The following is a 15,105-nucleotide window of genomic DNA, read 5'->3' on the forward strand; positions in this document are numbered from 1 at the left end:
TCAAAATCTAATCACAAAGTAAACATAATTTCCTGTTAGACTTATTCATAATAAGAAAATTCAAACATCGTGTGAAAGGAGATTGTGCAATGAATGAGTTAAATCATAATAAAGAGAACGAGCAAAACAATCAAGGTTTTAACAATAATCCAAATACAATCGGAATTCATTATTCCAATCATGATCAGAAGCTAGCCGGAAATTCTGACAACCATAGAAATACTAATTACTATACTTATGGTAATAACGGTAATTATATAAGTAATCAAAGCAGCTATCCTTCTTACAGTGAATATTCATCCCACGGTTTGGATGAAAAGAAGATAAAGAAAAAAGGAGCTTTTGTTAAAATTGTGAAATTTACTGTAGCGGCAATCCTGTTCGGTATCATAACAGGAGCTGTTTTTCAAGGATATAATTATTTTATTAAGTCTAAAGATGAAGTTGTTGAGGAAGATAATGATGTAACCGTGAAGGAAAGTGTTAGAGATGAAAGTGAGCTTTTATTAGAACAAGAGGATGACTCCGAAGTTATTGATATCCCTATCGCTCAAACGAATGCCATAGAAGATGGTATTATCTCTGACGTTTCTGATATTGTTGATAAGGTAATGCCATCCATCGTAGCAATCAATTCATCTGCAACAATTACCGGAAGAGATTTCTTTGGAAGGCAATTTAATCAGCCGGTGGAAGGAAGCGGTTCGGGAATTATCATTGGCCAAAGCGATTCTAAGGTTTTAATTGTTACGAATAACCATGTAATTGAAGGTGCTGATACAGTAGAAATTGTATTTGTTGATGACAGCACTGCTAATGCAAAAGTAAAAGGAGCAGAGCCAAGATCGGATCTTGCCGTGGTTGAAGTTGATTTGGATGATTTGTCAAAGGATACGATAAATACGATTAAGGTTGCGGCATTGGGTGATTCCGATGAAGTAAAAGCCGGTGAAATGGCAATTGCAATCGGTAATGCCCTAGGATACGGTCAATCCGTTACAGTCGGGTATATCAGTGCCATAAACCGTGAGATTAACATAGATAATATTAAAATGAAGCTTTTACAGACAGATGCAGCAATTAATCCTGGTAATAGCGGAGGGGCATTGATTAATACGGCCGGTGAAGTGATCGGAATTAATTCTGTAAAATATGCCTCCTATGAGGTAGAAGGTATGGGCTATTCAATCCCGATATCAGAAGCTGTTCCTATGATTAATAAGCTGATGAACAGAGAACTACAGGAAGTAGCAGAGCAAGGTTATCTTGGGATTAACAAAAACGCAGCACAGAATGTAACAGAAGAATTTGCTCTACGATTTAATATGCCGATTGGTGTCTATATCAATGAAGTTATTCCGAATTCACCGGCAGATAACGCCGGTTTGAAGGCAGGACATATTATAGTTGAAGCAGATGATATTAAAATAGAAACCGTAGAAGACTTACTCAACATATTGTCCTATACCAGAGCAGGAGACGAGTTAAAGCTTATCGTTAATGAATTTATTAATGGCAGCTATGAGGAGAAAGAGCTGACCGTTATTCTCGGAGAAAGACCAGAGGAATAAAAGATAGTTAACATTAAAGAGGCTGTTGCCTTAATATGTAGGGAATAAAACAATACTCCCAACATATTAAGAATGTAACAGCCTCAAGTGTTTCATAGAACCAAATACTATTATTAGATCAAAGCTGTCAATATGTAACAATGAAAAGTATGATATCATCAGCACTCTTAATGTTAATATGGAGCATCTGGCAAGATGTTTTTAGCATGGCGCCTTATGCTTCGTTATTAAATGTACTTATTACTTTTGATGATGGTTTAGAGTCAAAAAAGCGCACTGTTTGACGAGCGAAGTGAGGAGTGTTTGGCTCTGCTTTACCATCAGAAAAAGCGATTAGTGCATTATAACGAAAACATACGAAGCCAGGATAAATCATCATGCCAGAGGATCCTATAGTTACCTAGAAACTGATGATATCATACTTTTCATTTACATCTGCAAGTTAAACTTATAATATCATAACTGTAATTCAACTCATAATATAATTACTGTAGATCAGTTCGCTATATCATTACTATCATATTCCCCTATAATATCTTTATAAAGATCTAACCCGTAGCTGGTCCGTTCCGGTTCTTTCTCTATGATACGGAATGTTCTGGTACCGTCTGCAAGCCGTTCAGCGCTTAAGAACATGGACTTTTCAGGCCTTTTCTCATACATTGCTTTGGTGAATTCGAATAAGTGGGTTACCATCAGTACATTCGTTCCATTCTCATAAAGGGCGTTGACAACATCGGATGCAATCTGAGAACCCTCCCGTTCTGTGGTAGTTGCAAAGGATTCGTTCAGTAATAGCATGGAATTCGGCGTAATATTGTCCAGTATACGACTAATTCGATTAAGCTCCTCATCCAGCTTACCGCTATTCATTGCAGTATCCTCTCTTCTGGTGAAGTGGGTGAATATACCGTCATAGATACAATTACAATAATACTCAGCCGGGACAAACATTCCGCTTTGCATTAAAATCTGTGCGATGCCGATACTGCGAAGATAAGTAGATTTTCCTCCCTGGTTTGCTCCGGTTATGATAAATAGATGTAAATCCTGCGTATCCAGATCATTACTTACCGGTCTGTGCCTTTGATAGATTGCCATACTAAGATCATAAAGTCCTCGGAAACGAAAGATTCCCATCTCTCTTTTTACAACTTTTGGCATACTGGTAGGAATATTCATCTGGGTGAGGCGGTTTTGAAGATTCGCTGCACCAACATAAAATGACAGTTGGTAATGCAAATTTTCAAAAAAGGTGGTTAATTCTTTAATAAAGTTTTGATACATTTTTAAGATATGGGATAGCCCGGCTGCTTCCATTTCCCGCACATCGTTGGAGATTCTGGAATCATCCAAAAGCACTACACTGCGCTTAAAAAGCTTATAATACATTATGGAAGCAACACTTAAGGGTTTTCTTCTTCTAAACTCAAGTTTTTTCAAGTGGTTAACGATAATATCTTTGGCTTTAAGTCCCTGACCGATGGTACCGCTGAAGGTGATTTCGCCACCCTCGATTAAAAAATTCATCTCTCCAAGAGAGGACTTGATTTTTTCAACAAATTCATAATTGTAATCACTGATTAGGCGGTCATAGAAGGCTCTCATTCCCGGTGAGGTCAAATTTGTCTCAATAGAATCGACATACATCTTAAATTTTTCAAGATTTCTAACTAAGATCCCTAGAATTTCAAGTGAAAAAAGTACATTTTGGGAGTTGGTCAGTTTAAGCACTGAAACTTTTTTAACCGATTCTTTGTATAGTTCGATTTCTTCAAAAGCTTTTGAGGTCATCTCATACATTTCTGAAAAACAATTATAGTTTTTTATACAATCTGTAAGAATAGCCTGTCGATAAAGTACAGTATTTATGTCCGTGGCACAGTTAGTTATAACAGAACGGACTGTATTATAGATGAATTTATCATTTCTCGCCATGAATTTAAATATTATATCCAGATTTAAATCCTGAATTATCTCGCTTCTATTCAACAAGGCATTTCTTGGTAGGTTCTCACAATCTTCATATAGTAATCTTACATGCATCTTTTTATCCGCTCCTTTATCTCCCGATATGTCATATGATGTTTTTCAACAATTGTATTGGCATAGCTTTTTCCGTCCGCAGGCCTACGTGCAATTTTAAAAGTGCGGATATTGCTGTCTTTTGAAAGAAGTGATGCCACCAGACTGACAATTCGTTCATCGTTTTTCGTAAGCTCATAGATATGGGTTACATAGATTCCAAAACAGTTCCTATCCATAAAATAATTCAGTGCTTTTCTTCCCATGATATGGGCATCGTAGGAGGTGGCAGAGGTAAAGATTTCGTTAATTATGATAAAGCTGTTATTTGATGCACTACCCATTAACTCTCTTAAGCGAAGCAGCTCTTCTTTTAGCTTACCGGCACCGGTATCCATATTCTCTTCAACTGCAAAATGTGTATAGATTCCATCAAAAAACGGTAGAGTAGCAGATCGGCTCGGTACCATAAGACCTAGGGACGTGAAAAATACAATTTGTCCCAAAGCTCTGGCAAAGGTTGTCTTCCCCCCTTGGTTAGGACCGGTTATTACATAAAATTGCTCTCCGGGGTTAAAATAGCAGTCGTTAAAAATTACCTCTTTCTTTAACAATGCATTTTTCTTAGCTAATGCCAGATCGTATCCTTCTGTTATATTAAGATATCCATCTTTATGAAGCTGCGGGTAACAAAAATGAAAGTTCATCTCCAACATTTTATTTCGGTACGAACAAAAGGCTATATAGAATTGAACCTCTAATTCAAAGGTTTCAAGAATAGGATGGATGAAATCATGGTGAGTCTTGTCGTAAAAATCTAGGGCCTCAAAGGTATGTTTATAGTTCTTTTTAAGAACATCCAATATAGCTGTTTCTAAGGCTGACAACATGACACTGCTGAAGGGGTTATTCTGATAAAAATGCTTTTGTTCGGATTCTTCCCGAAAGGTATCCTGTAACTGCTTGCAATAATCATCCTCCAGATACCCCTCATTAATAATAATTTTGTCTCTCTTTATCTGAATATGGAATTTCATCTCTTCAAATTGATTTATAAGCTGGCGGGTTTCTTTTTGTAATAACAGAAATTCCTCACTATTTATGTAGGATGTAAGCCATTGATGAAACAATTGAAAGCCCTCGGAGATAAACTTAATCTGTTCCAGTTCCTTATGAAGCGTTACGACATTGTTGATATAAGCGAAGGCTGCATCCAAATTCCACTTTTGCTTCTGAATATCATGATCTGTATGATTTATGTTATTCAGATATTCCTTGGATTTCCTCATGATAATACAGAAATTATTTACACTTTTAAATATCGTTTCATTGTCCATATCTTTTAGGACACTTAAGCGATAATTGATATCATTTTCCCGCTCTGCTCCAAAAAAGTAAAATCTGCGTAGATCATAAACCTTCTGTTCATCCAATATATCCTGTACGATCTGGTCCAGATTAAGATCATAAAAGTATTTTGGCATTCTTACTTTATCCGGTTCAATCTCAGACAGTTTATGATACCCAAGTATACTTTGAAATACCATGTAATTTACCTCCGTTGTACAATATTATGAATAGTTTACTCTATTTTGTAAATATTGGCAATCATTGAATGTTAATTATTAGTAAATCAAGAAAATGTCTGTATTTTCATACAGGCACGAATCCTTCCTGTCTATGAATATATTAATAGAAGAAAAACCATTTTATCTGGGAGGGTTTCAATGAAGAGAAGATTTATTTGTGTACTTGCTATCATTACCATGACAGCGACTATGTTAGTCGGCTGTAAAGGGAAAGATGAACTAACAGAAATTACGTTGAATGAAGTAGCTCACTCTATCTTTTATGCACCGATGTATGTTGCATTTGAAGAGGACTATTTTAAAGAGGAAGGATTAAAGGTTAATTTAGTAAACGGTTTGGGTGCTGATAAAACAATGACAGCTGTGTTATCCGGTGAATGTGAAATCGGATTCATGGGGGCGGAGGCTACAATTTATGTGTACAATGAAGGTGCAGAAGATTATGTTGTGAACTTTGCCCAGCTTACCCAACGGGCAGGTAACTTCCTTGTATCCAGAAACAAAGAGGAAGACTTCTCTTGGAATAATGTAAAGGGAAAAACGGTAATTGGCGGAAGGCCGGGTGGTATGCCTCAAATGGTATTTGAGTACATTTTAAAGAAAAACGGAATTGATCCAAAGAAAGATGTAACGATCATACAAAATATTGATTTTGGAATTACGGCACAGGCTTTTGCATCAGGGCAGGCGGATTATACCTGTGAATTTGAACCGGCAGCAACTTCCTTAGAATTAGAGGGAGCAGGTGCAGTAGTAGCATCCCTTGGTGTTGAAAGCGGTAAGGTTCCTTACACGTCTTTCTCAGCAAAGAAAAGTTATATTGAAAAAAATCCTGAGATTATTCAGGGTTTTACGAACGCTATCCAAAGAGGTATGGATTATGTAGCTACCCATTCACCGGAAGAGATTGCTAAGGTAATAGCACCACAGTTTGATGAAATTCCAATGGATAAACTTGTGTTGATAGTAACCAGATATTATGACCAGGATACCTGGAAAGATAATCTGATTTTTGAAGAGGCTAGTTTAGACCTGCTACAGGATATTCTTGAAGAAGCAGGAGAGCTTTCAAAACGGGTTGACTATGAGGATTTAATTATAACCGAGTATGCGAAGGAAGCGCTTAAAGACTAATAAAAATAGTCTCTAAGAAAAAAGAAGGGGCTACTTAAAAATAGTTAATCTGGGAATATGATTTTACCGTAATGCACTATTTGACGGACATGTTGCTGATTTTGATATACTGGTGCGAACAAAAATGTTCGAACAAGGCATACAAAATCAGAATATGTCCTTCAATCTATGTGTGAGGTAAATCAAATTCCCATTGTGCTATTTTTAAGTAGCCCCTTTACTAGAAATTTAGTCTTCTGCAATGGTGGTTGGACCGGATTGAACCAGATCTTCACTGGGATCCGTTGGATCATCGTTATAATCCTCAAAATCATCTTCATAATCATCGAAGTCATCTTCAAAATCCTCAAGATAATCAGGATTCATGTATCTGTATACTGCATAAGCAATTGCAGCAACAGCAGCAACAGCACCTATAATTGCTAGCATACACATAATCGTGTGTCTTCTTTTTTCCATTGGATCTCTTCTGTGGAGTAGTTCACCAAGTCTCATAGCCTCCCAAAAATCCTCCAATTTATTCATCATAATAACACATCCTTTCTAGAGTAATTATATTATAAATTCCACTTATTATGTTACGGAACCAGTGGTTAGTATCTCAGAGCAAAAGCCCTAAATAAATCGAATCAAATCTATATATATAGTTTCAAATCAAGGTGAGTTTTATACCAATTTATATTTTAAACAAATAAAATTATTAATGACATATAGGACTGTCGCATAGTAATGTTGTATAAGAAAGTGTAATGCTGTCAAACAATAGAAAAAATTAAAAGAAAAAAAGGTTTATTAATTAACATCCTGAGTGACAGGGTATCTTGATTTCGTTTAAACATATTACGACAGTTAATTTAAATCTTTACCAGTTTAGCAAAAGAGGATAATAATTTCTTGACTCCGAAATTAGGAAACTCCACGGTTACTTCATAATCTTTTCCACCCATGACTATGTCAATTACCTCACCGGTTCCGAATTTTATGTGCTTAACCGTATCCCCTACGCCATAATCTAATGTACCCATATTATTTCCTGCAAACTGTTTCGGTTCAGGAGTAGAATATGGCTTATAAGCGATTTGGGTTTGTTTATAGGATCCGGTACCGGAGGATTTCTCAAACTCAATGGACTTCTCAAACGGGGTGTGGTTATTAAAGTCATAATCCGATGTTTGATAGCCGGATTGTATTTTTTTTGGAGAAGACGCATTCATTTTAAGCAGATATCTGGGTATTTCATTGATGAAGCGGGAAGGTCGGTTAAACTGTGTTTCACCTCGAAGCATTCGTTGTTTTGCAGCACTTAAGGATAAACCTTTCATTGCCCTGGTGATGCCTACGTAACAAAGTCGACGTTCTTCTTCAATTTCTTCCTCCGGATTTTCTGCATGGATGGCCATATATCCCGGGAAAATACCTTCTTCCATACCACTTAAATATACATAAGGGAATTCTAAACCCTTAGCACTGTGTAGTGTCATTAATACGATATGTTCATTAGTTTCATCCAAACTATCAATATCCGATACCAAAGCTACTTCTTCTAAAAAACCGCTTAAGGTTGGCTCCTCCTCCGCATTTTCTTCATAGGATACCAGTTTATTCACAAGTTCATCAATATTGGCAATTCTGTCCTTAGCTTCCTCTGAATTATCCTCCTCCAGTTCTCTAAGATAACCGGTAGCATCCAGAATATCATCAATTAATTCATTTAAGCTATAACCCTCCTTTGTTAGTCTGGATTTTAAACCTTCAATCAGACTGACAAACGGAGTAATCTTGGAAGCTGTACGTTCCAAACCCGGAATTGACTGTGCCCTGGTTAGTGCTTCATAGAAGCTGATATCGTTTCTTATGGCATAATCATTTACCTTATCTATGGTGGTCAATCCTATTCCTCGCCTTGGCACGTTAATAATTCTTTTTACGGCAATACTATCCATTCCGTTATCAATGGTTTTAAGGTAAGCCAAGATATCCTTGATTTCCCTTCTGGAATAGAAGTTCACTCCACCGACAATCTTATAGGGTATATTTCTCAGTATCAGTTTTTCTTCAAAGAGACGGGACTGGGCATTGGTGCGATAAAGTATGGCAAAATCATTATAACCTGCTTCCCCTGCTTCCACGTATCTTTTGATTTCAGATGTAATCTGGTCAGCTTCTTCAAAATCAGTAGCAAACTGCGTAAAGCAAACCGGTTGTCCTTCTTCATTGTCCGTCCATAAAGACTTGTCCTTACGTCCTTTATTGTTACATATTACCTCATTGGCTGTGTTTAGAATACTCTTCGTAGAACGGTAATTCTGCTCCAATTTTATAACCTTCGTATTCGGAAAAGCCTGTTCAAAATTCAGGATATTATGAATATTTGCACCGCGGAATTTATAGATCGATTGATCGTCATCACCTACCACGCACAGATTGTATTCCCGTTCACCGTATTCATTAAGACCCATGGACAAAAGATGAATCAGCCGAAACTGTGCGGTATTCGTATCCTGGTATTCATCTACCATAATATAACGGAAGCGGTTCTGATAGTAGTTTAGGGCTTCTTTATTCGTTTGAAACAGTTCTACTGTTTTGACAATCAGATCATCAAAATCCAGAGCATTGTTTAGCTTTAATCTTTTTTGATATTCCGTATAAGCCTGGGCATATTTTGATTGTTGATAATCGCCCTGAGCTCTTAATGCAAACTCCTCCGGTGAAACCAGTTCATCTTTGGCCTTAGAAATAACAGATAGAATGCCGCGTTCATTCATCTTTTTTGTATCTATCTCTAAATACTTACATACCTCACGCATTAAACTTTTCTGATCATCGGTATCATAGATGGTAAAGCTACGATCGTAGCCGAGGGTATCGATATAACGGCGGAGAATACGGACGCAGGTGGAATGGAAGGTACTTACCCAGATACTTTCAGAACCATACCCAACGATTTTATCAACTCTTTCCCGCATTTCTTTTGCAGCTTTATTGGTAAAAGTAATCGCAAGAATATTCCAAGGATTAACCTCTCTTTCTTCTATGAGATAAGCAATTCGATGAGTTAGTACTCTGGTTTTACCGGAACCGGCTCCGGCTAATATCAGAAGAGGACCTTTATCGTGAAACACGGCTCTTTGTTGCTCGGGGTTTAATGTATCATATATACTCATGTTTTCTACCTGCCTATTATATGTATTTGTGTAACTGATTTTATTATAGCTCCAAAGCATATAAATTATAATGGGACAGTTCGTTAAAACCGTACTGATAAAACAGTTACTTTGTATGATTATAACATTATAGATGTAGGGTTTCAAGGTTAGTATTCGGAGAGAAGGATTCTGCCAAGGACTAGCAGACAATACCTATCATGTAATCATTTTTGTTTTGACATCTAGTATCGGGTACTATATAATGGGATTTAGAGGTGATTTTATTGGATATGACGAAAGAAGAGTATATCAAAGGCCTGATTGACAGTCTGAAAGATGTTAAATATATCATGCCAGATGATATTCCTAATATAGATTTATATATGGATCAGGTTACTACCTTTATGGACAAGCACCTAAAGTCATCAAAAAGGTACAGTGAAGATAAGCTTCTAACCAAGACCATGATTAACAACTATACAAAAAATGAGTTATTACCACCACCGAATCGTAAAAAGTACACGAAGGAGCATATGTTTCTCCTTATCTTTATATATTATTTTAAGAATATCTTATCAATTAATGATATTCAAAATATCTTCAATCCACTAACCAGTCGTTATTATGGTGATGGCTCCAATGTTAAGCTGGAAGATATTTACGAGGAGATTTTTAGATTACAAAAGGAACAAACAGATGCCCTTACAAAAGATATGATTCGTAAGATGACGAAAGCGAAGGAATCTTTTGAGGATATTGAAAATAAAGAGGATCATGATTTTCTAACCATGTTTTCTTTCATTAGCATGCTTTGCTTTGATGTATATATGAGAAAGCATATGATTGAAAAAATTATAGATAATTCTTTAATGGGTGATAGGATTAAACCTGTGAAGGAAACGGTAAGAAAACCAGAGGTAAAAGCGGATATAAAAAAACAGGGAAGTAAAGCGGAAGCAGTGAAAGCGAATGGGAGTAAAACCGAAGCTAAGAAGGAAGTCGTAAAAAAAGATATCAATAAAAAAGAAGCACCGAAAAGAGAAGTAAATAAAAAAGAAACCATAAATAAGCAATATGTAAAAAAACAATAAAATAAAGAATATGAAATAATGAATAATATTATAAATAAGTAAGTAGATACCATAAGAGAAAAATTATTTTTTGCAATACTAGATGTAATATAATATTTAAACAACGAGTATAAAGGATATGGTATACTATTAAAATGAATATGAAACAGGCACAAAGATGAATAAGCCCATAACATGCGCCACATGTTATGGGCTTAACGTTGTTATTTATACAGTTTTTAAATATACATAATAATCATTTTAATATTAGGATTGTTTATTGGCTTTGGTAATTTGTCTGGCCGATGATTACTCCGGTTTACCGTCTTTCATACGGGAAAATACCATATCATAACCGTCATTACCGTAGTTCAAAGATCTGTTAACACGACTGATTGTAGCAGTAGATGCACCGGTTTTTTCAGCTATTTCAAGATAGGTTTTATGGCTGCGAAGCATTCTTGCCACTTCGAATCTCTGTGATAAGGATAATAATTCGTTAACAGTACAAATATCTTCAAAAAATGTATAACATTCCTCAGAATCCTTTAAACTTAAAATAGCTTCAAATAGATGATCAACAGCTGCTGTTCTGATGTTCTTACTCATTAATAGGACTCCTCCCTTTTATCCAATGTGTTTCACACACAGCACAATTTTAACACTATAGAGTGTTAAAGTAAAGTATTTTTTTACCTTTCTATATAAGCAGTAGGATTACCTAGAGATTATCATATAATATTAGAAAAGTCTAGGGAATCTCGGGAATATACATCCACGTCTGCATCCTGGTCCATATAGAGGGCCATAAGGTCCATAACCGGGTCTACAAGGACCACAACCGGGTCTAAAAGGACCATAGGGGCGTGGACAGCAGGGTCTGCGATGATAATCATAATAATCATATCCCATAATATCAACTCCTTTCAATATTATTCTATGCAAAACAAGAAAAAAGGTGAATTCTGTAGAATATTATTAGAAATTTAACGATTTTCACGAAACGAAAGATAAAAAAGATAATTATGTATGAAATGGTTGATAATGATATTAGTTTATATCTAAAAAGACACGATCCCATTGGTTTTATTAAACCAATGTACCGAGTCTTTTAAGTGTTGATTATTCAATGCCATGCATTCCTGGCACTTCCTTATTGTTTTGCTTTTTTGATACATAAAAATTACCGGAAGTATCCATTCCTGCGTAAAATACATCCTTAAAATCGTGGACTCCATAACTGACTAACTGTTTCTTTAACCAATGCTCATCCTTATTAATATATTTTAAGTTGTTTTCCATAACTTTACCATCAATAATAACGTCTCTGGTAAGACCCTTATATGCTGGCGTAAGGTATATATCGGAGGGAGTTAAGGGTTGTTTTTCTGCTTTTGCTTGTACAGATAGCTTACCGTTTGCTTCCAGTATGGCACTTTCAACATCAGCATGGTTAAAATAATTTTTTTCCCGAAGCATCATATTAAGCTCATCTAAGGAAAGCTGTATTTTTTTCATGTTTTTATCAACTATTTTACCTTTTTCAATAACAACTATAGGCTCGGAATCTACCAATTTCCTTAATCGTATACTTTTTAGATGGATAATATCAATAATAAAGGTTAACAGGCAGATTACAATCAGAATTATAAATGCAGATAAGGATGGATTCTTTTGAACAGTAGCTGCTTGCACAGCAGCGGAACCGATCATAATACCCACAATATAATCAAAAAAGGTCATCTGTGATACCAGTTTTCTTCCTAAAATCCTTGATAATACTAGAGTTAAAAAATAAACAATTACGGTAAGGTATAAAGCTTTTATTATAACTTCATTCATATGAAAACTCCTTTCTGTCTATATTTTTTGAAGTATATTATAGAAATATACTTATAATTGATAAGGATTTAAAAAAGCTGACTGTCATGAATGGAAAATTAAATTATAAAATCATATTAGAACGGAGGTAAACTATGGATAGGCATGAAAAAATAAGTACAGGTTTAAAAGGGTTTGATCAGGCGATTGATCATCTACGGCTAGGAGATAATGTTGTCTGGCAGGTGGATTCGATTGCATGCTATAAAAGGCTGGTGGATCCCTATGTTATACAGGCAAAATCAGATCAAAGGAGGTTGATTTATGTCCGTTTTGGCAATCATGATCCTATACTGGAAGAAGGGCAAGAGCTAACAATATACAACATAGATGCAAGAAAAGGTTTTGAAAGCTTTGCAACGCAAATTCATAATCTGGTGAAGCAAGAAGGAAAAAGGGCGTTTTATGTATTTGACTGTCTGACGGATTTGCTGGAATATTGGTATTCAGACCTTATGATCGGAAATTTTTTTAAGGTGACATGTCCCTACCTGTATGAGTTGGATACCATAGCTTATTTTGCTATAAAAAGAAATGTACATACCTATAGTACGATTGCAGGCATTCGTGAGACGACGCAGCTACTTCTAGACTTATATTCTGTAAATGATAAAATTTATATTCATCCTTTAAAGGTATGGCAGCGTTATTCGCCTACGATGTTCTTTCCTCATCTGATCTTGGGGCAGGAAGCGGTTTGTATAACAGCCAGTTCTGAAGCGGCTGAACTATTTTCCAGTATTCATAGGGGTGAAGAACGTCTTGATTTTTGGGATGTTGTATTTAGCAATGCCAGAGAGGTTCTACAAAAACCACTTCAAAAGCAGGAAGAAGTAAAAAAGATTCTGATGACATTACTGATTGGTAACGATTCAAAGATGTATGATTTATGTAATAAGTATTTTTCTTTATATGATATTTTGGAAATAGCCTCAAGAGAAATTGGAACCGGTTTTATCGGCGGCAAAAGTGTCGGTATGCTGTTGGCTAGAAAGATTTTAGTTACAGAAGGGGATGAAAGATTCTCTGCTTATCTGGAGCCCCATGATTCCTATTATTTAGGCTCAGATATCTTTTATACCTATATAGTGCAGAATGGTTGGTGGAGACTACGGACAAAACAAAAGACAGAAGAAGGATATTACCAGTATGCCAAGGAGCTAAAGGAAAAACTACTTCATGGTAAATTTCCGGAAAATATTCAGGAACAGTTTATCCAAATGCTTGAATACTTCGGTCAGTCCCCGATTATTGTAAGGTCCAGCTCACTTTTGGAGGACAATTTTGGTAATGCATTTGCCGGTAAATATGAAAGTGTTTTCTGTGTTAATCAGGGTACTCCAAAAGAACGATACGAAGCCTTTGAACAAGCAGTAAGAATTGTATATGCCAGTACGATGAATGAGGATGCTTTAAATTACAGGAAAAACAGAGGGCTTTCAGAAAAGGATGAGCAGATGGCGGTACTGGTTCAAAGAGTATCGGGAGATTATTATGAAGAGAACTTTTATCCTCATGTTGCGGGTGTAGGTAATTCCTCTAATCTGTATGTCTGGGATCAAAGTGTGGATATGGATGCAGGAATGCTTCGTTTGGTTTTTGGCCTTGGTACCCGGGCAGTTGACCGAACAGAAGGAGATTATGTTCGTATCGTAAGTCTTAATGATCCCTTAAGGGTACCGTTAGTTAATTTTGAGGATCAGAAGAAATTCTCACAACATTATGTAGACGTACTTTCTCTGAAGGACAATACATTGACGAATAAGTCCTTAGAAGATGTTTTAACCGGTGATATTAAGGTAAAGAAGACTCTATTCGCCAGTATCGATTATCAGACAGCTGAGCGGTTAAGAGAACTTGGATATACGAATAAGAAAACTCCTTATATCTTGGATTTTGCGAAACTTCTTAAGGATACGTCATTTGCAGTCCTAATGAAAGATATCTTAGGGACACTTTCCAAGGTCTATGATTATCCGGTAGATATTGAGTTTACAGCAAATTTTAAAAAGGATGGAAGCTTTAAGGTTAATTTATTACAATGTCGTCCATTACAGACAAAAGGGTTGGGAAAATCGATAGAGATGCCTAAGTTAAACAGCCTTAAGGATTGCTTTTTCCGTTCCAAGGGTAATTTTATGGGTGGAAATATAAGATTACCGATTGATTATGTCGTTTTTGTAAAAATGGAAGATTATTTGTCCTTAAGTGAGCAGGAGAAATACACGATAGCAAGATTGATTGGTAGGATTAATTCTGAACTAAAAGGGAAAAAAGTTATGCTTATGGGCCCTGGAAGATGGGGAACCACGACGCCATCCCTTGGAATACCGGTGAGCTTCACAGAGATCTGTAATATGTCAGTGATTTGTGAGATGGCTTCCGGCGAATTAGGATTTATGCCGGAATTATCATATGGAAGTCATTTTTTTCAGGATCTTGTTGAAACAGATATCTTCTATGTAGCTTTATTTGACGGTAAGAAGGATGTAGAGCTATATCCTGAGAAAGTATTAAACCTTAATAATCAATTGGAAGTATTGTTGCCGGAAGCTTCAACTTACTCAAGCGTAATTCATATCGCAAAGACAAAAGGAATGGAGATATTCTCAGACATATTAACACAAACTCTTTTATGTAGATAAAAATTCAAATTTTACCTGCATACATAATCATGGTTTTTTTA

At 36.0% G+C, this 15,105-nt stretch carries 10 protein-coding genes; 4 read left to right on the top strand and 6 right to left on the bottom strand.

Annotation, left to right across the window (positions count from 1 at the left end):
• Positions 1-89 precede the first annotated feature (89 nt).
• Entirely contained in the window at positions 90-1,571 is a 1,482-nt protein-coding gene (locus tag I5677_RS02655) for a S1C family serine protease (RefSeq protein ID WP_197660022.1), read from the top strand.
• Between the two features lie 495 nt (positions 1,572-2,066).
• Here the strand turns inward: I5677_RS02655 and I5677_RS02660 are convergent, their stop codons facing one another.
• Positions 2,067-3,617 (bottom strand): MutS-related protein, encoded by a 1,551-nt coding sequence (locus I5677_RS02660; RefSeq protein WP_197660023.1) that lies wholly within the window; start codon positions 3,615-3,617, stop codon positions 2,067-2,069.
• A complete protein-coding gene (locus I5677_RS02665; RefSeq protein ID WP_197660024.1) occupies positions 3,608-5,143 on the bottom strand; it encodes a MutS-related protein in 1,536 nt (511 codons plus the stop codon). Before I5677_RS02665 ends, I5677_RS02660 begins: the two co-directional genes overlap by 10 nt.
• A gap of 180 nt (positions 5,144-5,323) precedes the next feature.
• Here I5677_RS02665 and I5677_RS02670 point away from each other — a divergent pair, with 180 nt between their 5' ends.
• On the top strand, positions 5,324-6,319 hold the full coding sequence (locus tag I5677_RS02670; RefSeq protein ID WP_197660025.1) for an ABC transporter substrate-binding protein: 996 nt from the start codon (positions 5,324-5,326) through the stop codon (positions 6,317-6,319).
• A gap of 228 nt (positions 6,320-6,547) precedes the next feature.
• Here I5677_RS02670 and I5677_RS02675 read toward each other — a convergent pair whose 3' ends face one another.
• Together I5677_RS02675 and pcrA are read right to left on the bottom strand one after the other, a co-directional pair.
• A complete protein-coding gene (locus I5677_RS02675; RefSeq protein WP_197660026.1) occupies positions 6,548-6,847 on the bottom strand; it encodes a DUF4366 domain-containing protein in 300 nt (99 codons plus the stop codon).
• A 326-nt stretch (positions 6,848-7,173) separates the two neighbouring features.
• Entirely contained in the window at positions 7,174-9,486 is a 2,313-nt protein-coding gene (gene pcrA, locus I5677_RS02680; RefSeq protein WP_197660027.1) for a DNA helicase PcrA, read from the bottom strand.
• Positions 9,487-9,758: 272 nt separating this feature from the next.
• Between pcrA and I5677_RS02685 the strand changes: the two genes are divergently transcribed.
• Positions 9,759-10,559 (top strand): DUF1836 domain-containing protein, encoded by an 801-nt coding sequence (locus tag I5677_RS02685; protein WP_197660189.1) that lies wholly within the window; start codon positions 9,759-9,761, stop codon positions 10,557-10,559.
• 288 nt (positions 10,560-10,847) lie between these two features.
• Here I5677_RS02685 and I5677_RS02690 read toward each other — a convergent pair whose 3' ends face one another.
• On the bottom strand, positions 10,848-11,147 hold the full coding sequence (locus tag I5677_RS02690) for a YerC/YecD family TrpR-related protein (RefSeq protein ID WP_197660028.1): 300 nt from the start codon (positions 11,145-11,147) through the stop codon (positions 10,848-10,850).
• A gap of 513 nt (positions 11,148-11,660) precedes the next feature.
• Positions 11,661-12,380, bottom strand: coding sequence for a DUF421 domain-containing protein (locus I5677_RS02695; protein ID WP_197660029.1), 720 nt, complete (start codon positions 12,378-12,380; stop codon positions 11,661-11,663).
• Positions 12,381-12,514: 134 nt separating this feature from the next.
• On the opposite strand from I5677_RS02695, the gene I5677_RS02700 reads away from it, so the two are divergent.
• A complete protein-coding gene (locus I5677_RS02700; RefSeq protein ID WP_197660030.1) occupies positions 12,515-15,064 on the top strand; it encodes a PEP/pyruvate-binding domain-containing protein in 2,550 nt (849 codons plus the stop codon).
• The last annotated feature ends 41 nt before the right edge of the window (positions 15,065-15,105 follow it).

It is taken from the genome of Mobilitalea sibirica (assembly GCF_015999265.1).
In the GTDB taxonomy this organism is placed as follows: domain Bacteria; phylum Bacillota; class Clostridia; order Lachnospirales; family Lachnospiraceae; genus Mobilitalea; species Mobilitalea sibirica.

What these genes read in the sequence shown, in the direction of transcription:
- I5677_RS02655 (WP_197660022.1), top strand. Translation starts at nt 90, where the DNA reads ATGAATGAGTTAAATCATAATAAAGAGAACGAGCAAAACAATCAAGGT.
- I5677_RS02685 (WP_197660189.1), top strand. Translation starts at nt 9,759, where the DNA reads ATGACGAAAGAAGAGTATATCAAAGGCCTGATTGACAGTCTGAAAGAT.
- I5677_RS02665 (WP_197660024.1), bottom strand. Translation starts at nt 5,143, where the DNA reads ATGGTATTTCAAAGTATACTTGGGTATCATAAACTGTCTGAGATTGAA.
- I5677_RS02675 (WP_197660026.1), bottom strand. Translation starts at nt 6,847, where the DNA reads ATGATGAATAAATTGGAGGATTTTTGGGAGGCTATGAGACTTGGTGAA.
- I5677_RS02690 (WP_197660028.1), bottom strand. Translation starts at nt 11,147, where the DNA reads ATGAGTAAGAACATCAGAACAGCAGCTGTTGATCATCTATTTGAAGCT.
- I5677_RS02695 (WP_197660029.1), bottom strand. Translation starts at nt 12,380, where the DNA reads ATGAATGAAGTTATAATAAAAGCTTTATACCTTACCGTAATTGTTTAT.
- I5677_RS02670 (WP_197660025.1), top strand. Translation starts at nt 5,324, where the DNA reads ATGAAGAGAAGATTTATTTGTGTACTTGCTATCATTACCATGACAGCG.
- I5677_RS02700 (WP_197660030.1), top strand. Translation starts at nt 12,515, where the DNA reads ATGGATAGGCATGAAAAAATAAGTACAGGTTTAAAAGGGTTTGATCAG.
- I5677_RS02660 (WP_197660023.1), bottom strand. Translation starts at nt 3,617, where the DNA reads ATGCATGTAAGATTACTATATGAAGATTGTGAGAACCTACCAAGAAAT.
- pcrA (WP_197660027.1), bottom strand. Translation starts at nt 9,486, where the DNA reads ATGAGTATATATGATACATTAAACCCCGAGCAACAAAGAGCCGTGTTT.